At 39.3% G+C, this 26,632-nt stretch carries 25 protein-coding genes; all 25 read right to left on the bottom strand.

Annotation, left to right across the window (positions count from 1 at the left end; all coding sequences use genetic code 11):
• Positions 1-4: 4 nt before the first annotated feature.
• Positions 5-943: a glycosyltransferase gene (locus EBB54_RS08150; protein ID WP_125127049.1), complete on the bottom strand. Its 939-nt coding sequence runs from the start codon at positions 941-943 to the stop codon at positions 5-7.
• Positions 933-2,066, bottom strand: coding sequence for an FAD-dependent oxidoreductase (locus EBB54_RS08145; RefSeq protein WP_125127048.1), 1,134 nt, complete (start codon positions 2,064-2,066; stop codon positions 933-935). The genes EBB54_RS08150 and EBB54_RS08145 overlap by 11 nt, the downstream gene beginning before the upstream one ends.
• 25 nt (positions 2,067-2,091) lie before the next feature.
• Positions 2,092-3,054: a hypothetical protein gene (locus tag EBB54_RS08140; RefSeq protein ID WP_125127047.1), complete on the bottom strand. Its 963-nt coding sequence runs from the start codon at positions 3,052-3,054 to the stop codon at positions 2,092-2,094.
• The gene (locus EBB54_RS08135; RefSeq protein WP_125127046.1) at positions 3,008-4,504 is read right to left on the bottom strand and encodes an MBOAT family O-acyltransferase; all 1,497 of its coding nucleotides are present in this window, start codon (positions 4,502-4,504) and stop codon (positions 3,008-3,010) included. Before EBB54_RS08135 ends, EBB54_RS08140 begins: the two co-directional genes overlap by 47 nt.
• A 48-nt stretch (positions 4,505-4,552) precedes the next feature.
• Complete coding sequence (locus EBB54_RS08130) at positions 4,553-5,512, bottom strand: hypothetical protein (protein WP_125127045.1); 960 nt, start codon at positions 5,510-5,512, stop codon at positions 4,553-4,555.
• A 50-nt stretch (positions 5,513-5,562) separates the two neighbouring features.
• Positions 5,563-7,104: an oligosaccharide flippase family protein gene (locus EBB54_RS08125; protein ID WP_125127044.1), complete on the bottom strand. Its 1,542-nt coding sequence runs from the start codon at positions 7,102-7,104 to the stop codon at positions 5,563-5,565.
• Entirely contained in the window at positions 7,101-8,231 is a 1,131-nt protein-coding gene (locus tag EBB54_RS08120; protein WP_125127043.1) for a radical SAM protein, read from the bottom strand. Before EBB54_RS08120 ends, EBB54_RS08125 begins: the two co-directional genes overlap by 4 nt.
• Before the next feature lie 6 nt (positions 8,232-8,237).
• Entirely contained in the window at positions 8,238-9,320 is a 1,083-nt protein-coding gene (locus EBB54_RS08115) for a polysaccharide pyruvyl transferase family protein (RefSeq protein ID WP_162307113.1), read from the bottom strand.
• A gap of 5 nt (positions 9,321-9,325) precedes the next feature.
• The gene (locus EBB54_RS08110) at positions 9,326-10,288 is read right to left on the bottom strand and encodes a glycosyltransferase family 2 protein (protein ID WP_125127041.1); all 963 of its coding nucleotides are present in this window, start codon (positions 10,286-10,288) and stop codon (positions 9,326-9,328) included.
• An 18-nt stretch (positions 10,289-10,306) separates the two neighbouring features.
• Complete coding sequence (gene wzy / locus EBB54_RS08105) at positions 10,307-11,731, bottom strand: O-antigen polysaccharide polymerase Wzy (protein ID WP_125127040.1); 1,425 nt, start codon at positions 11,729-11,731, stop codon at positions 10,307-10,309.
• Positions 11,732-11,809: 78 nt separating this feature from the next.
• Entirely contained in the window at positions 11,810-12,931 is a 1,122-nt protein-coding gene (locus EBB54_RS08100; RefSeq protein WP_125127039.1) for a glycosyltransferase, read from the bottom strand.
• Entirely contained in the window at positions 12,901-13,710 is an 810-nt protein-coding gene (locus EBB54_RS08095; protein WP_125127038.1) for a glycosyltransferase family 2 protein, read from the bottom strand. The genes EBB54_RS08100 and EBB54_RS08095 overlap by 31 nt, the downstream gene beginning before the upstream one ends.
• A complete protein-coding gene (locus EBB54_RS08090) occupies positions 13,703-14,293 on the bottom strand; it encodes a DapH/DapD/GlmU-related protein (RefSeq protein WP_125127037.1) in 591 nt (196 codons plus the stop codon). The genes EBB54_RS08095 and EBB54_RS08090 overlap by 8 nt, the downstream gene beginning before the upstream one ends.
• Positions 14,283-15,305, bottom strand: a complete 1,023-nt coding sequence (locus EBB54_RS08085) for a CgeB family protein (RefSeq protein WP_125130670.1) — start codon at positions 15,303-15,305, stop codon at positions 14,283-14,285. The genes EBB54_RS08090 and EBB54_RS08085 overlap by 11 nt, the downstream gene beginning before the upstream one ends.
• On the bottom strand, positions 15,292-16,140 hold the full coding sequence (locus tag EBB54_RS08080) for an NAD-dependent epimerase/dehydratase family protein (protein ID WP_125127036.1): 849 nt from the start codon (positions 16,138-16,140) through the stop codon (positions 15,292-15,294). Before EBB54_RS08080 ends, EBB54_RS08085 begins: the two co-directional genes overlap by 14 nt.
• A 25-nt stretch (positions 16,141-16,165) precedes the next feature.
• The gene (locus EBB54_RS31570) at positions 16,166-17,833 is read right to left on the bottom strand and encodes an aldo/keto reductase (protein ID WP_125127035.1); all 1,668 of its coding nucleotides are present in this window, start codon (positions 17,831-17,833) and stop codon (positions 16,166-16,168) included.
• A 323-nt stretch (positions 17,834-18,156) separates the two neighbouring features.
• Positions 18,157-18,663, bottom strand: a complete 507-nt coding sequence (gene loaP, locus EBB54_RS08070; RefSeq protein WP_125127034.1) for an antiterminator LoaP — start codon at positions 18,661-18,663, stop codon at positions 18,157-18,159.
• Between the two features lies 1 nt (position 18,664).
• The gene (gene loaP / locus EBB54_RS08065; RefSeq protein WP_125127033.1) at positions 18,665-19,267 is read right to left on the bottom strand and encodes an antiterminator LoaP; all 603 of its coding nucleotides are present in this window, start codon (positions 19,265-19,267) and stop codon (positions 18,665-18,667) included.
• Positions 19,268-19,662: 395 nt separating this feature from the next.
• Positions 19,663-20,697 (bottom strand): RIP metalloprotease RseP, encoded by a 1,035-nt coding sequence (rseP, locus tag EBB54_RS08060; protein WP_125127032.1) that lies wholly within the window; start codon positions 20,695-20,697, stop codon positions 19,663-19,665.
• 32 nt (positions 20,698-20,729) lie between these two features.
• Positions 20,730-21,884: a 1-deoxy-D-xylulose-5-phosphate reductoisomerase gene (gene dxr, locus EBB54_RS08055; RefSeq protein WP_125127031.1), complete on the bottom strand. Its 1,155-nt coding sequence runs from the start codon at positions 21,882-21,884 to the stop codon at positions 20,730-20,732.
• A gap of 100 nt (positions 21,885-21,984) precedes the next feature.
• Positions 21,985-22,806, bottom strand: a complete 822-nt coding sequence (locus tag EBB54_RS08050) for a phosphatidate cytidylyltransferase (protein ID WP_125127030.1) — start codon at positions 22,804-22,806, stop codon at positions 21,985-21,987.
• On the bottom strand, positions 22,799-23,563 hold the full coding sequence (locus tag EBB54_RS08045) for an isoprenyl transferase (protein WP_279229992.1): 765 nt from the start codon (positions 23,561-23,563) through the stop codon (positions 22,799-22,801). Before EBB54_RS08045 ends, EBB54_RS08050 begins: the two co-directional genes overlap by 8 nt.
• Positions 23,564-23,641: 78 nt before the next feature.
• Entirely contained in the window at positions 23,642-24,193 is a 552-nt protein-coding gene (gene frr / locus EBB54_RS08040) for a ribosome recycling factor (RefSeq protein WP_004079478.1), read from the bottom strand.
• An 84-nt stretch (positions 24,194-24,277) separates the two neighbouring features.
• Complete coding sequence (pyrH, locus tag EBB54_RS08035) at positions 24,278-24,973, bottom strand: UMP kinase (RefSeq protein WP_004079480.1); 696 nt, start codon at positions 24,971-24,973, stop codon at positions 24,278-24,280.
• Between the two features lie 136 nt (positions 24,974-25,109).
• The gene (locus tag EBB54_RS08030; protein ID WP_243127586.1) at positions 25,110-26,462 is read right to left on the bottom strand and encodes a ClC family H(+)/Cl(-) exchange transporter; all 1,353 of its coding nucleotides are present in this window, start codon (positions 26,460-26,462) and stop codon (positions 25,110-25,112) included.
• Positions 26,463-26,632: the final 170 nt, after the last annotated feature.

The raw sequence follows: 26,632 nt of genomic DNA, 5'->3' as shown, positions 1-26,632 counted from the left end.
CTCTCTATTTTGTCAGCTTTTCTATGCTCTCAAAACTGTAGTGCTTTCTCTTGAATACCAGATTAACTAATAACTGTAGGTATTTTATTATGATAGTGAGTACTCCAAATATTCCAAAGAACGCTACAGACAAAAACAAAATCGTTGTTGTCCAACCTGCCACAGGGTTTGATGTTGCATATATCATAATAGAGTATAATGTCATAAATATAGACATAAGCATCATGAACACCGTCATTATTTTTGCAAAACTATACCCCACCTCTGTAAACAAAATAAGGGAATCTACTGCCAGCCCAAATCTGAATTTATGCTCTTTCTTATCTGATAGTACTATAGCGTGATCAATGGACTTGTACTTGATGTTATTCGTTTTTAGTCCGCAACTGGCATATATTGCCTTTCTGTATGGAACTGTCTTATTCATTGAACTGATTCTGTTAATCATTCTTCGGCTCAATACGCGAAAGCTTTCCGTTGTCATCTTATACGAAAGATCTGTATATCTATCAAACACCTTGTAAAATATCTTGGATGTAAATTTTTCTTTTCTATCGGACGAAGCACTCACAATATCGTATCCTTTAAGTAATGTATGATAGATATCCATTACAACAGAGGAAGCAAAATCCAGATATGTATTATCAAACTCAAAAACAAAATCTCCGATCGACATATCCACTCCTGCATTCATGGAGAGCTCTAACCCATGAAAATAACTCATATTAATCACAGAAATGCTCGTCGTTGATGCAAGAACACTTACTTTTTTAATTAAATTTAATGAATTGTCGTCAGACGAATCATTTACACAAATGATCTCTGAATGCTCAAAATTCTCTTCCATGACTTCCATTATTGTCGTCAGAAAAATTTCCACTCGATTTTCAGCATTGTGAATATAAACCACCGCCGAAGCAAAGTTTTTTTCTTTATTGGTCATCACTTAGTACCTCATCTAAATCATATACCGTATTTATTTTTCCTGAAAGAATACCAATAAATGTTGGTTTCTCGGAATATTTTCTAATCACCGTTGGCCTTGAATCGTCAATTTCAGAACTCATTAGTATCGGTTTCATCGAGAATAATGACTTTCTGTATTGAAACTTATAATCATCAAGTATATATTTGCATGCCAGATTAGCCATATATGGAAAAGCAGTGGCCGGTTTTACCGGGCAGTCATTACAGTTCCCCAAATGGATCGGCGAACAATTTCCTTTGGATGCTTCCTGACAGGAAAATACGGGTACTTCATCATAACTTGTTGTATGTGGTGTAAAAGTAACTGATGTCAAAGAATGAAAACCAGTCTTGCCGAATGGCATAATTGAAAAAAACGGACCATCCATAACAGTAAAACCAATATTTTTCAATCTCTCATTCACATCACATAAAATAATCTCACATAATTCATACTTGATCCTGAATTTCTCAAATCCGACCATATCCAATATCTGGTTTGTTCCAGCATATGTTGCGTTCAGTACAAAATCCGATTTATATGAAGACCCATCTGCAGTATAAATTTTAAACGAATCTATGTCTTTAACTATACTGATAATCCGGACCCCATATTTGATTTCTACAGATGTTGGGTATTCCTCCAGCTTTTCAATTAAATAATCTTTTAGAATCATCGCATCATACGTATATTCTCTAGTTTTAAATACCCCGTCGCACATGCCATCTTTGAAATAATTGCCAGGATGAAGTTCTTTGCATGGAATATCTGCTGCTTTACAGAATTCATAAAACTGTTTTCCATCTGACCATGAATAATGACTTGAAGTTGCATAGATCTGATCAAATTCTTTATTTATACAAAATGTATAATCTTTATTAAATCTCTCAAAGTATCCTGCTGACTTCATTGCCGTGGAAATAGATCTGGGATAATGATAACCTTGATGTACTCTTGCCTGATTAATATATGTAGCTCTTCTAAATGGTGTCGGATCACATTCCAGTACAATCACATGCTGACCTCTTTCACAACAAAACAGAGCTGAGTATAGACCATAAAGTCCCGCACCAATAATAATTTTATCGTAGCTTTCCATTTTCTCTCCCGTAAATGAAGTAAAGTTAATATTCCCATTTTTTCCAATTTTTAATATCTTCTATCAATTGTGCAGTCCTCATATCAGCTCCTTCACTGCTCAAATGATATTCTGAATCATAAAAATATTTGTACTCATACATATAATCTGTATATTGTGATATAACTTCACAGTCAAGTTTCTGTTCTAAATCCCTTTGGAAATTCACAAACTCATTCTCATCTGCTGTTAATTCTCCTTTTCCAATAGGATAAGAAGCTACCAACAGCGTTGCGCCACTTTCATCCATCCACTTTTTTAATTCATTGATTCGATTTATCGTTATTGCATTTATTTTTGGTGGTTCAACTCTTTTTTCAAAAGTATAATTGCCACCTTCGCGCTGCAGACATACATCTCCATATTTGTTAAATGCTCCTCTTCCATATACAATTCCAGGATCTATATTTCCAGAATCCTCAATATATAAGCTTAAACACTTTTTGAGATATACCGGAAAAGCTTTCAACATACGATAGAAATCCGAAGTCCGCAATATCTTCCATAATTCTATATGGTTTTCAAGAGCACTCCAGCAAAGTGCAGCGTCGCTTATTGTATCATCATCAGCAAAATCCGTATGACATATAATATAAATATCTCCTTCTGTAACATTATATCTTGACATTCTTTCATGGAATACATTGCCAGCCGACCCATGGAATCCCATATTCACCACTGGCATCTCAAGTTCCTCTTCTATCATTTCTGAGTTAATGCCAAAAGCAAGATTCGAATTTCCAAGTAACACAATTTTCGCTTCATCAATAGATTTTAAACGTTCCACTTTATCTTCTAGTGATGCTGTATATGCCCCTGCATACTGAGGCATAATATAAGCAAAATATGCTATTGCTATTAGTATAAACAGTAATACTTTCAGCATAAATAAAATATTTTCTCTAAAATTGGAAATAAATAAACTGTGTCTGTTCATATCCTGTCCCATATACCCCCCAATAAATAATGATCAGATAAATCATCCAATAGATGATCCATCTAAATATAATCTGTTGGCTAAAAATGATCTTTCTCACGTCAATTCCATTATAATTCAATATATCAATAATCATTACACATAACAATGAAACCGCAATGATCACAAAGTTATAAGTTGTTCCAAACACATTAAAAAATCCACTTGATATAAACCACTTGATTCTAAACTCAGCAAAAATCCTTTTCAAAATACCAATTCCTTCACGAAAAGAATTTACTCTGAAGAAGAGCCATGTCAAATCAATCATGGCAAATGTAACTATAGTCCGAAAACCTTTCCATAATACGTTTCTTTCATTTATTTTAAGTCTTGCTATCATTTTATGATAGTAAGGCTTTAGTACATCCTCCAGAACACTGAAAATTCCGTTTGCCCCCCCCCAAATCACATAATGCCATGAAGCTCCATGCCATAAACCAGAGCATAAAAAAACAAGCATTGTATTTATCTGCTTTCTGAATTTTCCCTTTCTGTTTCCTCCAAGAGGAATATATAAATAATCTCTAAACCATGATGTCAATGAAATGTGCCAACGTCCCCAGAAATCTTTTATACTTTTTGCCAAATACGGTGAATTGAAATTTTCATTTAACTGAAACCCTAATATCCGTGCACTTCCAATTGCTATTTGGGTATATCCCTGGAAGTCGCAATATACTTGGAATGCAAATAGAATCATTCCTGTTGTAAGTGCTATTGTACTACTGTCATTTGTGTTGTAATAAACAGGGTCGATCAAGAGCGAAAGATTGTCGGCAACTACTACTTTTAGGAATACACCATAAGCCATTGTCAATAATCCATACTCTGCATTTTTTACACTAAATCGGGTTGGTATTTTTAACTGTCTTAAAAGATTTTCTGAACGTTCAATTGGGCCAGCAACCAGTTGTGGAAAAAAAGACACAAACAATGCGTATCGAAACGGATTCCTTTCAGCATGTATTTTGTCTCTATAAATATCCATGGTATAACTTAGAGCTTGAAAAGTATAAAATGATATTCCTACAGGAAGTATTATATCAATTGTCGGAATATGTATTTCAAAGTGAAACACATTCAACATACGGTTTAGATTCAGTATCATAAACTCTAAATATTTAAACCAAAATAGAATTGCCAGATTTAATATAAAGCTCCCGATAACACAATATTTTTTATATTTAATTATTTTCCTGTCTTCCCATTTTTGTGCTTTGATTTTTTCAATAATCAATCCACTAAAATATGTAATAACTGTTGAAAACAGTATAAGTAATGCATATTTGGCATTCCAGCACATATAGAAAAAATAGCTTACAAATAATAACCATAAATATCTGATTTTTTCTGGTATTACAAAGTAGAATAAAATTACAACTGGAAAAAATATTAAGAATTGTATTGAATTAAACAGCATTTGTTTTCTCCTAAAAAATCAATTGACATAAGCAGAATGAATTTATCTTTATTCTGAAATTTTTTCTTCTTTATCATCAGCAAAACTAAATTCATACTTTTTCCCATCTGAGTTTTTTACTTCTATACTACATTCGCTGTTTCCGCCACCACTTAATTCAAAAGCAATTCCACTGTTATCTGGTATTTCTGAAAAAAGAATATTATCCACCTTACACCCAATCATTGTTATATATGTTTTTGCAGATAGTGGACTAAGGCTTGGAAATACACAGCCTTTATTATTTCCCTTAAATGTACAGCCTATAAATGTAATATTCCCAACTTTTTTCTGATCAATAGTATTATGAAGCGAAAAAGGATAGGCATCACCATATGCTATAAACTCTGTATTATAAAAGAAAAAATCACAGTCTCCATAAATTCCACTTCCATATGCTGCTTTTATTGTAGATCCATTATCAATAATCTTGCAGTTTCTGACTATTCTTGTATAATGTTCCGCATTCCAAGCCATATCATCATGGATCGCATATCTACACCCCTTTGCTTTAACCGTAATATTTTCTATACCTCCACTATTTTTAAAATTCAAAGGTGATTTTACGTCTGAATCCGGCTTACTCCCTCCGTTTTGGAATACTATTTTATCAACAGCTCCGATACCCACCAGATAACAATTGTCTGGTATAGTAAGCCCATAATAATAGTTCCATCCTACATCTTTTCCCTCGTTATTCCACTCTTCCTCCGTAAATAACTCTTCCGTGTTGTAAACTCCTTCTGGAACCTCAACATAATATTTCTCGTATTTATCTCCCATTGAATAAACATAATCAAAGCAGGCACGTATGTCCTTATAATCCGTCATATTTATAATGAGCTCATTACTATTTTCTGAAACTGTATCTATATTGGAATCCTCTACGGTTGCATTTCTACATCCACTGAACAAAATTACAATACACAAAATCATGAAATAAAGTTTTATCCGCATAGTATGTTTCATAGCCTCCCTCTGTATGAATCAGTTAAACCTTAATCTCTGCTTGATAATAGCTATTTAAACCTTTTATTTCCTCTTATTTTTACTAGATTTTGTAAAATAATTTTTTGAAATATTATATATTCTTTTGATCTATGCATAATAAATATTGATATAAAAACAACTAAAATAGGATAAATAAAAGCAGATATAATCCATTTTGTCCAAGATGTAATATCAATTAACCGATAAACAAAATAGCATCCAACAAATCCCGTACTACTATTAATTATCCATAAAATAATTTTTTTTATATAATATCGGTATGGGATATCAAAAATTTTTCTCGAAATAATAAATAATCGCCCAAACAAATAAATTAATGAAGTAATCAGTGTTCCAATGAGAGCTCCATCAATTCCTATTTTCTCTACCAGTATTGAGGATATCACAATATTCATAAAAGCTGATAATGCTATTATTTGTTTGTCATATTTATATAGATTATAGACTATAAATACTTGAGATGGTATTATTAATAATAACGTAAGTCCCAAATTAATGCTTAAGAAGAAAATAGTAGAGTCGTTCAAAATATATTTTTTTCCAATATACAACATTATAAATGGTTGTATCAAAAAACAACTGCAAAGAGCACATATATTTGATACATTATAGTTTATAAAAAAATATTCATCCACTATTTCTTTTTGTTTTTCTAAACTATTCTCTTTCACAATTAGTTTTCCAAATGTTGCTTGTAAAGCGCTAAAAAGTTGTGTTACAATTGATTGAATAGATGTAGTAACAAGTGTGTAATTTGACAAATATCCAGCCAAAAGTGAACCTTTAAAAATAGAAATGATTATATTATCTGTACTATAGTAAATATATGCCCCTATTCTGGATATAAATAAATCCTTTACATATATTCCAATCGCTCTTTTATATTTTTCCACTTCATCCTGAGCAATATTTCCTTTTAAAAATATGTGCTTTTTGTCACATTCCCTTGATATTATCAAATTTGATATTATATTTTTTATGACATTAATAACCAAATATATAACAAAATCCGAAAAAATATTGAGTGCAATAATTTGAACTACTGAACAAATAATATTCAGTATCATATCCACATAATTTGTAAAATATGATTTTTCCTCAGCAATCAATAACGTACGCTTATATGAAAAAAAATAAGTACTTACAACTGCCACTAAATTAATGATAAAATAAATTCTTAAATAATAGTTGCTACATTCAGCATCCTTTATAATAGCTGGTATTAATATTGTAATTAATGAACCAGCAAGTAACACTACAAAAGCAATTATAAAATAAATTTTTTTATATAAATACATTAAAGCCTTAATCTTAGTTTTATTATTCTCGGCTAGTGGTTTATATAAAAAGCTGGTAACCGCTACTCCAACTCCTAAATCTGCCAAATTAAGCATTTGTAAAATATTACTATATACAGAATTGTATCCAAGATATTTAACTCCTAGAGTATTTATAAATACTCTTTGTAAAATAAATCCGAGTAGAATACGAATTATCTGCGAAAGTAGAGTTACCAATGTATTTTTATATATATATTTTATATCTTTCATTCAAAAGAGTTATTCCTTCTTTTATTTATTTTTCTTTCAAAAAATGACTTTCCTCTTATAAATAATGTATATCCTTTATATAAATTACGCATTCGCAAAATATTTTTTTTCTGTTTTTTTGTTAATTTGGGATGTGATTCAGAAAGTTTAGTCGAAAAAAAGCGGATAGTTTCTGGTTGTAACCAATGTCTTTCATCATCTGAAATTCTATCCCGCATATCAACATACATTGGTGTTGATAGTTCCGGAATTACCCCATATGTCAGATAAGCATGTCCATTAAAACAGTGCGGCTGTCTGCATTTACCAATTGCTCTAAAATTAATTGGTTTATCAAAATCTGTGATTGTACCTAATACATCTCCACCATAACACTGCGAATAATTACCCGTGGCCAGGTTAAGCTGTATACTCCATAATCCTGCGTAACAAAATTCATTCCGTTTAACCCCAAAAATATTACTTTTAAAATCGAACATCGGAGAGTTAAATGATGACCAAGTATTTTTATATTCATCACTGCTCAAACTTGTAAGGAGCTCTATATTTTTAGTTTCTTCATTTCGTGCCACTGTAAAATGTGGAAAAGCTCCAAAATTCTTAATAGAAAAATTCTTAATCTCCTCAATATATGGAATCAAATCGTCATATGGAGTAATTTCCACAGAATAAGAAATTCCATTATCACGCATCTTGTTTACGTTGTCTACAAACTTTTCTAATAGTCCTTTTCTTTTCAATTCAATATAATGAAATGAAAACTTAATCAGTAGGTGTGCCCCAAACTCTAGTTCTATATTTGAAACAATTTCATCAAATTTCTTAGATAAAGTTCCATTTGTAATAATGTCACAATAATGTCCTTCTTTAATGAGTCGTATCACCAATTCAATGATTTCAGGATGTAAAAGTGTCTCTCCATTTCCACAAAAATTAAAATAACAAGGACCTCCCATTTTTTCAATTGAAAAATAATCTGAAATATACTTAGATGTTCTAATAAATGGAATAATTCCACCTTCGTATGGATGTGGATGCTGCCCCAGATAGCAATACCCACAACGAAAATTGCAAACATTGACTGGAACACCACATCCAATAAAATACTTTATCCCATTGTATTCCATAATCTATCACTCCTCACTTAATGCTTTAATTTCATTTCCAAACTCATCAAAAATATAATTATAATTTGAAATAGGTATACTCTTGATTTTTAGCATCTTTTTTATTATTTCATCTAAATTATTAATTTCTTCTGTTTTTAGAAATATAATTTGCGGTTCTTTTTCCACCCAACCATATGTACCTTTAATTTTATTATCTAAAGATGGTAGAACAATACAAGGTGTATTTGTTATTATGGAAAAAATCAAGCCATGAAGCCGATCTGTTATAATCAGTTTAGCACTTTTAAATTCCTTAATCATAGATTCTACTTCAATTCCTTTTATATTATCACTTATACTTCTAAATAATTGTGTATCAATAATGTGAACTCCTTCATATAGATTATATATATGAGAAATAAGAGAATCTCTATCTGATTCAATCACACTTTCAGTATCTTTTCTAAAACAAATCAATATTCGATCTCTAGACAATTCTTCAAATGCTTTTTTATATCTATTTGCCAAAAAAAATACCATATCTGGAAACATGATATTTTTACATTTATCAAAATATTTTTCAGAAAAAGAATATGAGTATTTTTCTCTAGTAGTTATTACTAGTTGATGATTCTTATTATATATATATTGTGATCTTTTTAGCTCTATTTTTCCCTTTAGACTATTTGTGAAATAAATCGTAGACGGTAATATAATAATAGTATTTTTTTTAATTTTTCTGACGATAAATCTTCTGGAAACCTCAACACTCTTATAAAGATTTCCGAAATTACCTCCTCCCTGAATAAAAACCAAGTCTTTTGGATCTATCGTTCTAAGGACTGCTTTCATTTTATAAAAAGTCTCTTGCAAATGGATATTAATAATAGAATACTCGTAAAAATACTTTTTGATAAATTCTATAGTTGCTATTTCAATTGCCTGATCACCTAAATTACCATATGTTGGAGTCAGAAAAAAATATATCTTTTTTTCATTTTTGTACTTTAAATATATATCTTTATATTTTTCTCCTTTAATAATAAACTGATATTTATAGTATACTCCTATCTTTTGTAAAAAAACTTTTAAAAGTTCCAATAACATTTGTATCATATTAGTTTTGTCCTTATTCTTTTTAATGTAGTTCTAATTCCAATAGGAGTAAATAAATAATACATAAATAACTTTATACAATTATTTCTTAAGAATAGCAGCAATTTTGCCATAAAAGGATATGATAAATTAAACTCACTCTTTTTTATATCTTCATAAACCACTTTTGTATAATCTCTGATTTCTTCAAATTGTATTACCTTCTTGCTATTGATCGTACAGAATATCATTTTATGAATTTCAATATCTGACATATTCGTCACACTATATTTTTGCATTATTTTCGCTGTATGCTCTTTCTGCTCTGTTTCGTACTTCTGGGATATTTGCCCTTTCGTCACTCTATACTTTAATAAATATTTTTGTAAATTTGCAGCATTTGCCTTTTTTTCATATATAAGACGACACCATAATTCATAATCCTCAGCGTGTATAAATTCTGGATTATAGCGGCATTGCTTCAATAGTACTGATCTTATCATAATTGTGGGATGAGCAAATATATTTCCATATTTTATCAGCTTTTGTATCTGTTGACTTTTCCCTGGGAACTCTTTGTGTGCAATTATTTTTCCTTTATTGTTAATATGAATACAATTTGTTCCACAAAAATCTATATCCGAATTAATTTCTAAAAAAGACACTTGTTCTTCAATACGTGTCAATACGGAAATATCATCTGAATCCATCCTTGCTATATACTTACCCTTAGATTTATGTATCATTTTATTTAATGTCTCAATTATTTTTTCATTCTTTTGATTTCTATATAGTTTTATTCTTTTATCTAATTTTGCAAGTTTCTTTAGTATTTCATATGTACCATCCGAAGAACAATCATCGGTAATCAAAATTTCCATATTTTGATATGTTTGGTTTACTATTGACATTACGGCTTCTTCAACATATTTTATACAATTATAACACGGAATTATTACGCTAACTAATGGACTCTCCATTTCATTCTCCTATGGCTTTTATATACCTATCAGTTTTCTTTTTAAATCACTTATTTTGATTCGTCTGCACACAAAATACAAAAATAAAATAAATACTGTTCCCCACACAAATGATCTGGTAAAAGAATCAAAATAACCTCTTACCCAAGAGATAGCTCCATAAACAGGCATAACCAGTACTGCAAATTCTATTACAAGTTTATTTTCTAAACAATAATCGCTCATTTCAGAGATTTTTCCTATAAATAAACCTACTAGAGGAGCAAAAGCATAAGAAAAAAATCCAAAATTATAGTATAATTCACCAATGTAGCTTCCTCCCAGATGAAACCTATTAGAAAATAACAAGGTATAAGAAATCTCTTTGCTTATTTGATTCAAAATACCATTAATATTGAAACCAACAAGCATCCAAGCTTTTATATAACTTTGGCCATTATGAAAATCAAGATAACGTGGAACCTCATCAAATGTAAAAATTACTGTTCCTACTGTGCCACCAAATTCATCTAACATCTTTAGCAAAAAGTTGTTTGAAGGATTGAAAGCATATTGTATTAAATTTGGTATATTAAACTCGTGTGTTGTCCGGATGAAAGAAATCGTAGTGATAAGCTGTAAAAAAACCACCATAAAAAAACACATTACCGTAATACTTATAAAATTGATTTTTATATCATTAATACGGATATAACATAGTAGAAGGATCAAAATTGATATTACGCCATAAATTCTTCCTCCAGAGAGCATACTCCATACAAAAAACAAACATGAAAGAAATAAAATAATCTTTTGCATCACTTTATTATAACTGTATGCAAAAAGAAGTATGACAAAAGCTATAATACAAAAATTTGATATTTGAATATATACACCACTAAAACCTTCTACTGTGGAACTCACATAAGTTTCGTCTTGAACTATATCGATTGCTGCTTTTATATATCTAAATTTCATTGGTACAGTAATAATACACATAATCCATCCAATTAATTTTAGCTGTGTATTACTAATCTTATTAAATTTTGGATTCATCCTTTCTCTTTTTATCTTAGAATATGTAGATAGAAGTATAAAAAAGGTTACTATTTGAATAATATTTAATGAAAATAATAATGCACTTTTTGTTAGTTGTTCCGGATATATCTTTATAAAATCTGCAGAAATATAGTTGTAATCTTTGAAAAAAGCATGTAGTATAACTTGTCCCATATGAAACAGAAAAGACAATGCTACAAATATGTATCCGACACTAAATATTTTTTTCCCTAGTATAATAAAAAAAATGGTATCTATTAAAAATAAAAAAACAGAAAAAACGGCCAGAAATTTTATCCATATTTCAAATTTTTGATTTCTCATAATACATAAAAACAGGTTTTGGAGTATAAAAAATATTATATATGCAGTTAATACTTTCATTTTCTTTATATTAATTCCCATTTTCCCATCCTTATTTCTTTCGTTTTAAATACCCTTTTTTGATAAATACTATTATTAAGATTATAATGTTGCTACTTCTTATATTTGATATAATCTTTCTAATTCATCTCCTAAATCTGAGAGATCATAATTCTGATTAATTATGGCATCTATTTTATTTTCTCTGGTATAATGCAAACATCTTTTTATCTCTCTTACCCAAGGGTCTATTCCTTCGTCAATTGAAATAAAGCGAACTAAATTAGTTAGTTTTATTTCCTTTGTTATATGATCAGAAACAAAACACATTAAACCTGCTGATTGAGCTTCAACCAGGGTCACCGGAAATCCCTCATAGAGTGAAGGCATAAATAGAAAATCGGCTGCAATCATATATTCATTTACATTTTTTACATTTCCGCAAAAAATAATATCCGTATTCAGGTTATTTTGGGCAACCCACTCTTCCAATTTATTTTTTTCATCCCCGTCCCCCAAAACGATTATCTTACTTTTCGGAATTTCATTTTTAATAGCTTTAAAGACTTGAAAAGCAAACAAATGATTCTTTAATGGAATCAAATGTCCTACAATAAGAAATACTACTTCGTTATCCATATTAAGCTGTTTTCTTAAAGAAACTTGCATCTCCTTATTATAAGCAAATTTTTTTACATCAATCCGATTTTTAATTATGCTTCCTTTTTTTGCAAAAAATTTTTTTCCGTAAAGATACTCCCCTGATTTTTTCCCACAGGCCAGATATTGTGTTGCATTTCTTCTGATTATGCTTCTCATATATGTTCTATATATGAAAGACAAAATAGAGAGCTTACAACGTCCATCACTTGTAGAATGTGCCATACTGATTCTTTTTTTTATATTACATCTTTTTGCCGCTCTCATGACATACCCATTATGAAACATAAGATGCGAATGAACAATATCATAAGGCCCATAATCTTTCATTACATCCATTAATACTTTTTGTAAATAGACTCTATTATGTAATACATTTTTTCGGATTACTCTTCCCCCCAGCTCAATAACTTCTTTTGTATATGGGCTATTCTCATTATCGTATACAAGATAATCTACACTGTATTTATCTCTATCAATGAATCTAAAACAATTCATTGCGGTATTTTCTGCCCCTCCAATTTGCAATGTTCCTATTACATGCAAAATTTTTATTTTTTCTTTCGAAATTTTGTTATCCATTTTATGATTACAATTCTCCTGATTTGTTTAATTCCATAAAAAATTCTTAAAAATATATAAAATTTAAACGATATTTTATTTCTCTCTTTTAATAATTTTATATTTCTTATATTGCCTTGATACATTTTTTTCAAATTAGCTGATAGCCCGCTTTCTCCAAATGATATCTTCTGGGCTCCTGTTATAATATAAATATCTGCTATATAATATAATTCATTTAGTATTGCAATCCGATTCCATAAATCTCCCTCTTCTGCATAGTGCATACTTTCATCATATAATCCTGTAATACTCAATAGTTCTTTTTTTATCAGAACAGAAGACGGTGACGGCCAATTTTTAATCAACAAATGCGTTAAATCAATCGAATATATTTTCCTTTTATCATCATATTTTCTTCCCCAATGGATATTCTCCTTATTCCGATTGCTGCCGATAAACATAATTTCGGGATGTGCGGTCACTGCTTCCCACTGTACTCTTATCTTCTCATCAAGCCAAATATCATCAGAATCTAAAAAAGCAATCCATTCCGATAGTGCAGATTGAATCCCTGCGTTTCTTGCTGATGAGACCCCTCCGTTTTTCTTCCTGATTACTTTTATCTTCTTATTCTCGGCATAATGTTCCGAAACAAATTGGCTGCTTCCATCTGTTGATCCATCATCTACAACAATAATTTCCCTTATCAGATCATATCTGGATTGGTTAATTATAGAATCAATACTATCGAAAATGGTGTCTTTGCTATTGTACATTGGAATCACAACACTAATCATTGCTATACTCCCTTTTTATCCAACTTCCAGTGGATGAATCATATACTTTAATGATTTTGGCAGGAACGCCGGCAATCATGCTATTTTCCGGGAAACTTCCCTTTACGACTGCATTCGCTCCTATAATGCATCCATCTCCTATATCACTTCCTGCCATAATCACAGCATTTTCACCAATCCAGACATTATTACCAATTTTTACTGGTTCTGTTACAATCCTCCTTTTATTCGGGGATATTGCAGGGGGATCTGAATCTTCTCCTTTATAACAACCGTGATTTGTATCACTGATAAATACCTTCGAAGCAGACAGGACATTGTTTCCGATTTTTACTCTCTCATGAGCTACAATATGAGTATAATCACCGATTTCGCAATCAACTCCTATAGTTAATGTCTGTTTTTTTGCTGAAAGATCAAATCTGCAGCAACGGCCCGTTGTCAAATTTCTGCCTCCCACAAACATTCCTCCCCGAATATAAACAGGCCGCCTGATCAATCGAGCCTGCGGTATCGTCAGCTTAGTCAGCATAAGAGAATATACTGTTTTTAAAAATTCGCTGAAGGTATATTTATTTCTCATTTCCCAGCACCTCGTATATCCAAGATTCAAGTGAGTATTTATTATAAAGCGCCTTATCCAGAGTCATATAATCCGATTTAAAATTCATATTCAAAGCAGGTTTCCTTCTATTAAGAATGCAGATATTTTCCGGATTATAAAAATCATAATTCCGGATATCCTGATTTGTTGTAATCATCTTCTTATTCATACCTATCATTTCGATTGTACGGATTGTCAGTCCGTTCTGTCTGGGATGCTGGATATCGATTACGATTTTTGACTTATCCACTTTTTTAGAAATCATATCACCGGATAGTTTTTCAAAATAAAATTCATCTATAGTTGAATCCCAAAACTCTGGTTTTATAAAACGATAAAAATAATAAATAAATTTACTTTGGAGATAAGGATAATAAAATATGCGAAGATTTTTCTCTTCTGACTGTCGTTTCAATTCTTTTAGAATCTTCCACCTGTCAGAATGGATTGTTCCTATGAAACAAAGATCATAGTCATATTCTTCCGTTCTTTTTTCTTCTCTTCTGTATTCATCACAGAAGTACAGAGGTCTAAAATGCAGCTCCGGATATGTTTCGCAATCTAAACGATCAAAGCTGCTGATAAAGTCAAAATACTTAAATTTATTTTCAATTCCCGGTATATTTTCGATTGAATCCCACATATGCAGACAAAATTTTGCATTTTTAAAACATTTTCGAAAGATCTTCAAAATGCGCTCCGTAGGCATGTCACATTTTATAAAAAACACATAGTCGTATTTTTTCGTTTTAATCCCAGACAATATTTTTGCATAATACTTCTCTGTTCTGCGCTTAAAAATATTTTGGTTCATCTTTAGTACGGAGCGTTCAAATGCACTGACTACAGACCTCACATCATAGGAATCTACCTCTGCCCCTAATTCCAGCATTTTATTCTTTATTTTATCCTCATACCCAAAAAAGGCTGGAGAGAAGAATAAAATTTTCTTCCCTGTCAGCCCTTTCCTTTTTGCCTCACTCACAGACATTTTTAAATTCCTTTTCTTTTTCAATATTTTGGATTCTTAAATCATCCCCCCATATAGCTTTGGAATCATATGGTCTGTCCGGAAATGCCCCGTATTTCAATACGATTTTAAACTGGTTCTCATGAATGAACCGTTCCACACGGTCGGATAGTTTCTCCGGACGTCCCGAACAGATATTTATAACTCCGTCAACCCGCCCCTGTTCAACTGTATCTGCCACATATTTACAGAATACATCATAATCCAGGAAATCAAACTGGTTCAGTCCCATTGTAAACGGAAATTCCTGATTTCCGGCACGAACTGCCTGCACAATTTTGGAAAATATGGAACACCCGTCCGCTGTGTTTCCTACTATATAAAATCCTCTCAGCCACTGAAATACAGTTCCGCATTCTCTGCATTTCAGCTCCACAAGTCTTCTGAGTGCATTTTTACTGATCCCATACAGACTCTGTGGATTGCAGGGCGTAGATTCATTAATGCTCCCTTCAAAGAATCCCACCTCATGCATGGACCCCATAACTGCCGCGCGTTTTACTCCGCCTTCTATCATGGTTCGTATAAATTCATAATGGCTGGGCAGATCATGAATATGGTTTACAGAATTATGGACAAAGCCATCCCTCCAAGCCATATGCAGAAGCACATCCGGGCATGAAAAATATGAATAGGGATCTTGAAGATGGAACAAATCTGCAGTTTTTATCTCCGCTCTTTTGTCAATCAAATTATCTCTAAAATCCGTAGCAATTACATGCATCCCATCATCTAAAAGCTGTTTTACAACACCTTTTCCCAAATATCCATTTGCACCTGTAACTAAAATTTTCAAATCTGAACCACCTGACTTTTTCTATTTATATTGACCGAATCCTCTCCAACACCCCTGCCGGCATCTCAACCCCAACTGCTCCCGCATTTTCTTCCAGATGCCGCATCGTTGTCGTTCCGAAGACCGCAGAGGAAATCAGCGGATTATCCAGCACATACCCAAGTGCGATCTGAGATCCGGACACGCCGTCCACTTGGTTGATAAATCTGTATTTCCACCCGCCAAAAAGCTGCTTCCGGAAATTTTTCATCGCCCGTGCGAGATACCAGATATCCTTTTTTCCGCGGATCTTAAATACACGATTGGAATAAAGGGATTCGGCCAGTGCCGCTCCGGCCACTACACCTATGCCGTTATCATACAGCCTTTGTATCAATTCCTCCCTGTCCCGGCGCATAATGTTATAATCCAGCATAACAAAATCGAGCCGCTTTTCCCTGCAGATAAATTCCAGGACTTCAGTATCAAAAGAATTTGCTCCGACAGCCCTCACGATTCCCTGTTCTTTCAGTTCCTCCAAAACACCGTACAGTTCTTCTGTAAAATCGCTGATCTGCGGACCGTGGATCTGCAGACAGTCTATGTAAGAGATCCCCATACGGCCAAGACTCATATCCACACTTTCCCGAATCCATTCCGGAGAGACATCATGAACCAGCCTGCCGTTTACATTCCGGGTGCCGAATTTCGTAGAAATCACAATCTTCTCCCGTTTGACAATCTCCGATGTTTTTAAAATCTTTCCTATACGCTCTTCAGCATTTCCATAGCTGTGTCCGGTATCAAAATATGTGATTCCCAATTCATAAGCCTTTTCAAACAAATCCTGTGCCTGCTGGTCAGAGATCATATCCTTCCCCCAAACACTGGCGCATCCGAATCCGAGAGGTGAAAGGCTGATATCCGTTTTGCCTAACCTGCGGTGTTTCTCTGTACTTATTTTCTCAAATTCTTCCACAGCACATCTCCTGTTCTTTTCTCCCGTACCGCCTTCCACTACACCGTCAGAGTTCCATACACTCTGAATCGTTTCGGCAAAACATTTTACATCAAAAAACAGGGCCTTAAATCCGCCCTGTCTCAAAATCTTCACATATTCACCATCTAATTTCGCTTTATCTGTGATCTCCAGCTCATCCCTGCCTTTGATCTGGGCCAGCCCCGTAAGACCGGGCAGGACCGAATTTGCATCATAGAGTTCTCTTTGCTCCACAAGATCCTCCTGATTCCACAGCGCCGGCCTGGGGCCGATCACACTCATTTTTCCGCAGAAAATATCCCAGATCTGAGGAAGTTCATCCAGGCTTGTTCTCCGCAGAAATTTTCCCACTTTTGTGATATATTGTTCCGGATCAGAAAGCTGGTGCGTCGGAACGTCATGGGGCGCGGACATCTTCATGGACCTGAATTTATGCAGCGCAAAGAAATGTTTATCCTTTCCCACACGCTTCTGTGTAAAAAAAACAGGCCCCGGATCGTCCATGTATACGGCCAGTGATATCAAGACAAAAACCGGGGAAAGTACAGCCAGACCTGCAAATGCCAAGATTTTGTCCAGCAAAGGTTTCACAGAGTTCTCATAAAAACCGGAAACACAATCTGGTGTTCTATGCACCTCACCAAGACTGTCCTGCGAAGCAAGATATGGATTTCCTTCATCAATTTCTTCCGAACGAATCCTTTTTTTTGCCATGAAGTGTATTATTGTATACAATCCAGACAAAACCGCACCTGACATTATTAAATTTCTGACGGTATTTTTCCCATCTTTTTTTTCCACGATGTACCACCCTATCTGCCAAAAAACGTATTTAAGCTTTTTTTCTTTTTAACCAAAAAAAGGACATGCTTCGCCATTTCAGAATTTTTTGATTCTGAATCTGATCCCACTGTGTCCATCACCTCATGCACAGCGCGCGAAACGTCAAATGCGTTCGGTAATTTCATATATAAAACCCACTCTATACCAAAACCTGTCTCTGGAATTTTTTCCCGGAAAGTCAAACGAACATTTTTTTATTCCTTTTTCTCCACAACCCCCAGCCCCAGCGTCACTTCCACAGCCTGTCCAAGTAATGGAACCTCCATCACCACCAGCCTCTTATGCCGCAGGATCTTCTTCACCTTTCCTTCAAAATCTTTCAGAGGCCCGGAAGTTACTACCAGCTTCTGCCCTTCCATATATCCTTCCGAATATTTCACCACATGCCCGTCTCCGCCAAGCCTCCTCAGATACGCTTCCTCTTCCGGATGGATGGGTGTCATGGCTTCTCCGGTTCTGAGCACCTTCGTCATCGCATAGATCCGGTTTAAGCGCCTATGAAAATCTTCGATCTGATCCGTCTCAATAAACACATACCCGGGAAACAATCTGGATGTGATCAGCGTCCGCTCTCCGCGGATCTTCGTCCACCGTTCCGCTAACGGCACAAATACATCCTCGCCTTCGATCATCACTCTCTCGCGGCACTGCCGGGCAATCTCCAGCTCCCGGCCGGTATAGACCTGTATGACATACCACATATTATGACTTCTCCGTGATTTCCAGGCCGACGCCCACCAGCTTTTCTTTGTCATCCAGCCGCATGCTGAGAAATCCTTTTCGCTTATGGCGGTCGATCTTCTTGATCCTGGATTCCATTCCGGTGAGCACACCGGACCGAACCTTTAAGATTCCGCTCTCGATCACACCGTAGGACATTCCGATTTCATCCTTCCCGTTGGTCAGCCGGATGAGCAGTTCTTCCTCCTCCGGCCGGATCGGACAAAACTTACTTCCGGTTCCAAGAAGCCTTGTATACTCAGTAATGCGGTTAAGCGCTTCGCCTGCGGGTTTTGGATCATCTGTCACCAAAAACATATATCCGGGCAGAAGACGCTCCCGCTCCTCATGCCACTCTCCCAGGTATTTCTTCTTTTTTACGTAATACAGGATCTTGCATTCCTCAAAGGAATCCTCCGGAAGCATCCGTTCCACCCGCTGGCGCATGGGTTCTTCCTGGCCTGTTTTCGTCTGTATCACATACCACATCATCTGCTCCTTTGCTTCTTCGCATTTCTGCTGGCTGGCAGCCCACAGGATGCCCGGCTTTCTCTCAAAGCTGCGGGATATGGCATAAAAAATCAAAGACAGCCCATAAAGACATTCCGATTATGTGGCATTTGTCTGTGCATCTGCTTCTGCTCTTTTTCCTGCCGCCCGGTTTTAGAATCCCTTTAAATCCTGCATTTTCAGGGCAATCGTGTGGGGAAATAACTATGGTTTATTCCCCAAAAGGTCTTGAAAAAAAATGTTCGATGTGCTAATATGATTTCGGTGATTTGCAGAAAATAATGTTTGATTTGTGTTGTTTTTATATAGATAACGGATATTTTTTGTGAATTGATTTGGATTTTTCTTAGAATGAAGAATGTAAATGAGTGGGGAATAAACCATAGTTTTTTCCCCACTCATTGTCGTAAAAAACTGGAAATTCTAACTTCCAGCTTTTGTATTTCCCAGGTTTCCCCGCACTAATTTCCTCAGAACAGCCTCATAATATCATTATACATCACCACAACCATCAGCACCATCAGCACTGCCAGCCCTGCGAAATGCACCATGCCTTCCTTCTCCGGCGGCACCCGTTTCCCGCGCACTGCTTCCACGAAGAGAAACACCAGCCGCCCGCCGTCCAGTGCCGGGATGGGAAGCAGGTTCATGATCCCCAGGTTGGCGGTCAGCAAAATGGCAAAATTCATCAGATTGAGTATCAGGATCTTGATTCCTGCGGATCTGGAGCTCTGGTAAGTCTCGTCTACCGCATCCACGATCCCCACCGGGCCGGACATATCCTGGATGCCTACCTTTCCGCCCACCAGCATTTTCAGGCATTCAATCGTATAATTGATCCAATACCGTACCGTATAGGCGCCGTACTGCAGGGAGCCAAAAAAACCTGGCCTTACAGACTCCGCCGTGCTGGTGATGCCGAGCCTTTTATTCAGGTCTCCTTCCAGGGCACGGGGTTCTAAAACGACCGTGGTTTCCTTCCCGCCGCGCAGATAGGTAATCTCCATCTCTCCGCCTTCGGTGTTCATCAGGTTGGCAAGGGTGATCTCATTCCAGAGGTAGATCCGCCTCCCGTTAATCTCCGTGATCGTGTCGCCGGCCCGTATGCCCTGCTCCTTGGCGGAGTAGCCGTCCGACACTTCCCCGACTGCCGGAGCCCGGTATCCCACCCAGGCAACCAGGATCACACAGAGTATCCAGGCCAGAATCAGGTTGAATATGGGACCTGCAGCGATGACGGAGATCCTTGCCCAGACAGGCTTGCTGTTAAAGCTGCCCTCTGACATATCATCGGCCTCGTCCTCTCCCATCATACATGCCCCGCCGAACGGAAGGAGCTTGAGAGAAAATTTTGTTTCCCCGATTACTTTTCCAAACAAAGTCGGGCCCAAACCCAGTGAAAATTCATCCACTTGTATTTTGTTTGCCTTTGCCAGCAAAAAATGTCCCAACTCATGGAAGATGACGATTGCACTGAACAAAAGTATCGCTATGACAATTCCCATTTATATTACCACCTCTTCATTTTTTTGAATCCTCACGGCTTCTGCCAGTCTCTTCCGGCAATATACGCATACGTCTCCTGCTCTGTCTCCAGGATCTGTTCTACTGTAGGATCTGCAATATTCTGATGCCGTTCCATGCAGTACCCGATCATTTCCGGAATCTGCAGATACCCGATCCTGCGCTCCAGGAACATGGCCACCGCGGCTTCATTCGCCGCATTCAAAACCGTGGGAAGGGAGCCCCCCTTCCTGCCTGCCTCATAGGCCAGCCTCAGCCCGTAAAACGTCTCCATATCCGGCTTCTCAAATGTAATCTGGGAAAGCATGGAAAAATCCAGACGCCGGCCCGGCAGATACCTACGCTGGGGATAGTACAGGGCGTACTGGATGGGCAGCTTCATATCCGGCGTCCCAAGCTGTGCGATCACCGCCCCGTCCACATATTCCACCATGGAATGGATGATGCTCTGGGGCTGCACCACGACCTCCACCTGGTCCACGCTGACGCCGAAGAGCCATTTTGCCTCTATAACCTCCAGCCCTTTGTTCACCATCGTAGAAGAATCGATGGTGATCTTGCGGCCCATCGCCCAGTTGGGATGCTTTAAGGCATCCTCCACCTGGATCTTTGAAAGCTCCGCCCAAGTCTTCCCCCGGAAAGGGCCTCCGGACGCCGTCAGAAGGATTTTGTGCAGCGCCTGTTTCTGTCCCCCCTGGAGTGACTGGAAGATGGCGCTGTGCTCGCTGTCCACCGGAAGGATGGACACGCCGTATTTTTCTGCCAGAGGCATGATGATATGTCCCGCCGTGACCAGCGTCTCCTTATTGGCAAGCGCAATATCCTTGCCCGCTTTGATCGCTTCTATGGTGGGAAGGATTCCGATCATCCCCACGATTGCCGTGACCAGGATCTCCGCCCCTGGCATGGCCGCCGCTTCCAGCAGACCCTCCATACCGGATACCACCTTTACATCCAGATCCCGGATGCGGCTTTTCAGTTCCCGGGCTTTTTCCTCCGTCCATACCGCGGCAAGCTTCGGCCCAAACTCCCGGATCTGCGCTTCCAGCAGCGTAATATTGCTGCCTGCGGCCACAGCCAGGACTTCAAGATCCCCGTTTTCCCTTACGACTTCCAGTGTCTGGGTTCCGATCGAACCGGTGGAACCCAGAATCGCTATTTTCCTCATAATAACCCGTTCCCCTCTTCTGTAACAAACTGAACCTGAATAAACCAGAAAAGCACGCTTCTAAAGCTTTGCCCTTTTCCGCAGAAAATTGTTGTTAAGCCTAAGATATCAGCACTGCCAGATAATAAATAATCGGCGCCGTAAAGATCACGCTGTCAAACCGATCCAGTATCCCGCCGTGCCCCGGTATCAGCTTCCCGTAATCCTTGATTCCGTAAATCCGTTTGATGGCGGAAGCGCCCAGATCCCCCACCTGGGAGATCATCCCGCCTGCCGCGCCGATCACTGCAAAAGATGCTGCACTGACCCCTGCATTTCCCCAATGGTTGATGGCCAATGCATAGAGCACGGCGATCAGGGCCGCCCCTGCGATGCCGCCGATCCCGCCCTCCACGGATTTTTTCGGGCTGAGCCTGGGTGCCATCTTATGCTTCCCGATCAGCATTCCCACGCAGTAGGCGCAGGTGTCGCACCCCCAGGAACAGATGAACACCAGCCACACCGTATAGGCGCCTCCCGGCAGGCCCCGGATCTGATAGATATAGGACAGCATGACAGCCACGTAAAATACCCCGAAAAATGCCGCCATCAACTGATCCGCATGGTATTTCGGATAGGAAAATACCATGACCGCCATCAGAGAGATGATCAGAGCCATAAACAGGCCCATAAACCAGTCTCTGGACTCTCCCGGAAGAAATCCGCCGTTTAAGGCAAACAGCAGAATGTCATACAGGATTGCAGACAGATAGCCGCATATCCCCGGCAGTTCGTTTTCCATATGGAAGGGCTTATATAGTTCCCGCATCCCGATCAGGCTGATCAGGGTAACCACTGCCCACAGCACGGAACCTCCTGATATGATCGTGACCAGAGCTATGATGACCAGAAGGATTCCGCTCAGAAGCCTTGTCTTAAACATCCCGTTCCTCCTTTATTCCGCCAAATCTCCGCTCCCTACTATTATAATGCTCAATAGCACGGATCAATTCCTCTTTTGTAAAATCCGGCCAGGGAACGTCGGTAAAATAAAATTCCGAATAGGCAAGCTGCCACAGCAGGTAATTGGACAGCCTCTGCTCCCCGCTTGTCCGAATCAACAGGTCCGGATCCGGAAGCTCACAGGTATCCAGGTAGGAAGCATACAGCTTCTCGTCAATCTCCCCCGGCTTCACCTTCCCGTCCGCACAATCCTGCGCCAGCCGTTTCACCGCGCGGATCATCTCATCCCGGCTCCCGTAATTCAAAGCGATTGTGAAATTCAATCCGCCGTTGTCCCGGCTTGCCTCCTCCAGTTCCATGATCCTCTTTTGGATATCCGCATCCAATGGCCCGATATCCCCGATGACCCGGATCTTCATGTCGTTCTTCTCCGCCGTTTTCAGACAGGTTTTCATATAATTTCTGAGCAGCTTCATGAGCGCGTCCACTTCCGACTTCGGGCGCTGCCAGTTCTCCGTGGAAAATGCATAGACGGTCAGGTATTTGATCCCCATCCTCCACGCTTCCTCGCAGATCCGCTCCACATTCTTACTCCCCTGGGCATGCCCGTAGTTCCGGGGCATCCCCTTTGACTTCGCCCAGCGGCCATTCCCGTCCAGGATGATTGCCACATGCTGCGGTACGTTCATCTTTGTTCCCTCCTTGAGCCTGACAGCAAAAGGGGACTGAGATACCATGTCCCACTCATACACAGATCTCTCAAATCCCCCGTCAGCTCCGATACTATCCTGATATCATGCACGCCGATACCATAATTATACCGTCATAACCTCTTTCGTCTTTGCCTCTACCTCTTTGTCCACTTCTTTGATATACTTGTCCGTCAGCTTCTGAAGTTCTTCTCCGAGATCCTTGATCTCATCCTCCGAAACCTCTGTCCCTTTCAGCTTCTTAAATGCGTCGTTCCCGTCCCGGCGGATGTTGCGGATGGCCACCTTTGCCGCCTCGCCTTTCTTCTTCACATCCTTTGCCAGGTCTTTTCTCCGTTCCTCGGTGAGCTCCGGAAATACCAGGCGGATCGTGGAACCGTCGTTGGTCGGATTGATTCCTAAGTCCGATACCTGGATGGCTTTCTCAATCACCTTAAGCATATTCTTCTCCCATGGCTGGATCTGGATCATGCGCGCTTCCGGTACGGAAACGTTGGCTACCTGCTGGATGGGAGTCGGGGAACCATAATAGTCTACCACAATTCGGTCCAAAACATGCGGATTTGCACGGCCGGCACGAATCGCGCCCAGTTCTCCGCCCAGATTCTTCATTGTCTTCGTCATTTTTTCATCGTATCCCTTTAATTTTTCATCCATCTTCCTGTCCTCCTGTTTTTTGATATCTATCCGGTCCCCGCACCCGCCGCCGTCCCTCCCTGGCAGCGCATGCCTCGTCCTTCTTTAAACCGTAACCTTTGTCCCTGTGAAGCTTCCGCTCATAGTCCTGACGATGCTCTCCTCCTCATTCAGCCCGAATACCAGCATGGGCATCCGATTCTCCATGCAGAGGATGGACGCAGTCAAATCCACCGCCGCAAGCTTCCTGTCGATGACCTCCTGGATGGAAATCTCATCGTACTTTTTCGCCTCCGGATTCACCTTCGGGTCGCTGTCATAGATTCCGTCGATGGCCTTTGCCAGAAGCATGGCATCCGCCTCAATCTCCACTGCCCGCAGCACCGCGCCGGTATCCGTGGAAAAATAAGGATGCCCGGTGCCCCCTGCGAAAAAGATCACCTTTCCTTCTTCCAGAGCCGCAACGGCGGCGTCCTTGGAAAACAGCGATGTAAACGCCCCGCATACAAATGGAGTAAACACTTCTGTCTTCATCCCTGCATACCGGAAGATCTCCGATACATAGATGCAGTTCATCACCGTCGCCAGCATCCCGATCTGATCCGCCTTCGTCCGGTCAATGGTCTCGCTGGTACGCCCTCTCCAGAAGTTGCCGCCCCCGGTCACCACTGCGATCTGGTATCCTTCCTCCGTCAGCTTTCTCACCTGCTGCGCGACTCCGATGCAGGTAGCCTCGTCAAATCCGGTCTTTTTGTCCCCTGCAAGGGCCTCGCCGCTTAATTTCAGCAATACTCTTTTCATCTCTTATACTCCTTCATGTCCGGCCGGACATCCATGCCAAATACTGCACGGCCTCCGGCCTGTCTGTTGCCTGTCCGCCGGCCTGAAACCATCCGGCAGTCCCTAACATGCAGTATACCATAACTTTCCCCTTTTGTCATGTATAGTTTTTCCCGTCCTCACCTATGCTTTTTCCTGCAAAGCGTCCTTCTCTTCCGCCGGCCAGATATCTCTCCAGCAGGATCTGGTTCATGGGCTTCGGAAACAGCAATTCTGACACGATATAGGCGGTCAGGCAGACGATGCACAGGGACAAGAGCTGGCTCACCAGTCCGGACATCTCAAAGAGCAGTACAACCGCCGTAACCGGCGTCCGCAGCACCGCCGTAAAAAGCCCCGCCATGGCAAGCAGCACGAAGTTGTTAAGGTAAACCGGATCCAGTCCGAATAATCCGGAACCGATCATGGAAAAAGCGGCTCCCAGCATCGCCCCCAGCGTCAGCAGAGGAAATATATTCCCTCCCGGCGCCCCGGAGCCAAAGCAGAGCGCGGAAAACAAAAACTTCATGACAAGAAGCAGCGCCACCTCTCCCAGAAGCATCTCTCCATTTGTCAGGGAAGCGATCAGCCACCCTCCGCTGCCCAGCACCTTCGGCAGCACTGCGGCAAACACTCCTGCCGTCAGAAAGACGGTCAGCATCCGCCCCGGCTCATCCAGAAACCGGGCCTTTTTATACAGGCTCTGGGCCGTTAACATGGCCCGGCTGTAGAAAGCACCTGCCGCCCCGACCAGGATTCCCAGAGGGAGCAGCATCCAGTAATAAGACTGGGGAAGAGCGCTGGTCAGCCCGAACTGGAAGATCGGCGCATTACCTATGACGGTGATGGAGGAAAATGCCGCTGCCGCCGTGGCTGTCAGCACGGAAATAAAAGCCGGCATGTCTCCCCCTTTGTACAGCTCCTCCACGGCAAAAATCATTCCCGCAAGAGGCGCATGAAACGTGGCCGCCAGCCCTGCGCCCGCCCCGCAGGCCATCAGGCTGCGCTCCTTACTCTCTCCCCGTTTCAAAAGCCGCGAGACCCCCTGTCCCGCCATGGCCCCGAGCTGGATGGAGGGCCCGCATCTTCCCATCGACAGGCCGCCCAGGATACATAAGAAGCCGCCCCCGAACTTCGCCGGGATCACCCGCATCCAGCGCCCAAGCAGCGTCCCCTCGATCTCCGCCTCCGCCTGGGGGATCCCGCCCCCTGCGATCAGCGGCTCCCATTTCATCAGAAAACCCACGGCCAGCGCAAGCAGCACCAGCACAGCGAGCCATCCCGGAGTCCAGATCGGATGTGCATAGAGAAACTGAAGGATTTTTTCCAGCAGCTTCCCGGCATATCCCAGGGACAGCCGGTATAAAAGCGCCGTCACTCCCGCGGCCACACCCACCAAAAGTCCCTCGGCGATCATCGTCAATGAAAGCCGCCCGTTCCGATCCTCTGCCTGCATCCTGTCTCTTTTCATATATCCCCCTCTAACTACTGTCTGTAACCTGCATAATGTAGTGCGCTCTGTTATGATTAACGATACACCCCCATTTCTGAAAAGTCAACCAAATGATTCCCGGCCGACGTTATGATTTGTAATATCCGGCCGATATAAATTATAGATAAGTTTCATATGACCGGGCTAAA

This window comes from Schaedlerella arabinosiphila, from assembly GCF_003885045.1.
Taxonomy (GTDB): Bacteria; Bacillota; Clostridia; order Lachnospirales; family Lachnospiraceae; genus Schaedlerella; species Schaedlerella arabinosiphila.
Note: the sequence above shows the minus strand (reverse complement) of the source record. Positions and strands in the feature narration are given on the sequence as shown.

Excerpts from the sequence above, each read along its gene's own strand:
- EBB54_RS08090 (WP_125127037.1), bottom strand. The coding sequence starts at position 14,293 with ATGAGAAATAAATATACCTTCAGCGAATTTTTAAAAACAGTATATTCT.
- EBB54_RS08115 (WP_162307113.1), bottom strand. The coding sequence starts at position 9,320 with ATGTTATTGGAACTTTTAAAAGTTTTTTTACAAAAGATAGGAGTATAC.
- EBB54_RS08145 (WP_125127048.1), bottom strand. The coding sequence starts at position 2,066 with ATGGAAAGCTACGATAAAATTATTATTGGTGCGGGACTTTATGGTCTA.
- EBB54_RS08135 (WP_125127046.1), bottom strand. The coding sequence starts at position 4,504 with ATGCTGTTTAATTCAATACAATTCTTAATATTTTTTCCAGTTGTAATT.
- frr (WP_004079478.1), bottom strand. The coding sequence starts at position 24,193 with ATGGATGAAAAATTAAAGGGATACGATGAAAAAATGACGAAGACAATG.
- EBB54_RS08130 (WP_125127045.1), bottom strand. The coding sequence starts at position 5,512 with ATGAAACATACTATGCGGATAAAACTTTATTTCATGATTTTGTGTATT.
- loaP (WP_125127034.1), bottom strand. The coding sequence starts at position 18,663 with ATGTGGTATGTCATACAGGTCTATACCGGCCGGGAGCTGGAGATTGCC.
- EBB54_RS08050 (WP_125127030.1), bottom strand. The coding sequence starts at position 22,806 with ATGTTTAAGACAAGGCTTCTGAGCGGAATCCTTCTGGTCATCATAGCT.
- EBB54_RS08085 (WP_125130670.1), bottom strand. The coding sequence starts at position 15,305 with ATGTCTGTGAGTGAGGCAAAAAGGAAAGGGCTGACAGGGAAGAAAATT.
- wzy (WP_125127040.1), bottom strand. The coding sequence starts at position 11,731 with ATGGGAATTAATATAAAGAAAATGAAAGTATTAACTGCATATATAATA.
- EBB54_RS08125 (WP_125127044.1), bottom strand. The coding sequence starts at position 7,104 with ATGAAAGATATAAAATATATATATAAAAATACATTGGTAACTCTACTT.
- EBB54_RS08140 (WP_125127047.1), bottom strand. The coding sequence starts at position 3,054 with ATGGGACAGGATATGAACAGACACAGTTTATTTATTTCCAATTTTAGA.
- EBB54_RS08120 (WP_125127043.1), bottom strand. The coding sequence starts at position 8,231 with ATGGAATACAATGGGATAAAGTATTTTATTGGATGTGGTGTTCCAGTC.
- dxr (WP_125127031.1), bottom strand. The coding sequence starts at position 21,884 with ATGAGGAAAATAGCGATTCTGGGTTCCACCGGTTCGATCGGAACCCAG.
- EBB54_RS08100 (WP_125127039.1), bottom strand. The coding sequence starts at position 12,931 with ATGGATAACAAAATTTCGAAAGAAAAAATAAAAATTTTGCATGTAATA.
- EBB54_RS08110 (WP_125127041.1), bottom strand. The coding sequence starts at position 10,288 with ATGGAGAGTCCATTAGTTAGCGTAATAATTCCGTGTTATAATTGTATA.
- EBB54_RS31570 (WP_125127035.1), bottom strand. The coding sequence starts at position 17,833 with ATGGCAAAAAAAAGGATTCGTTCGGAAGAAATTGATGAAGGAAATCCA.
- rseP (WP_125127032.1), bottom strand. The coding sequence starts at position 20,697 with ATGGGAATTGTCATAGCGATACTTTTGTTCAGTGCAATCGTCATCTTC.
- EBB54_RS08045 (WP_279229992.1), bottom strand. The coding sequence starts at position 23,563 with ATGGTATCTCAGTCCCCTTTTGCTGTCAGGCTCAAGGAGGGAACAAAG.
- EBB54_RS08095 (WP_125127038.1), bottom strand. The coding sequence starts at position 13,710 with ATGATTAGTGTTGTGATTCCAATGTACAATAGCAAAGACACCATTTTC.
- EBB54_RS08030 (WP_243127586.1), bottom strand. The coding sequence starts at position 26,462 with ATGAAAAGAGACAGGATGCAGGCAGAGGATCGGAACGGGCGGCTTTCA.
- EBB54_RS08150 (WP_125127049.1), bottom strand. The coding sequence starts at position 943 with ATGACCAATAAAGAAAAAAACTTTGCTTCGGCGGTGGTTTATATTCAC.
- pyrH (WP_004079480.1), bottom strand. The coding sequence starts at position 24,973 with ATGAAAAGAGTATTGCTGAAATTAAGCGGCGAGGCCCTTGCAGGGGAC.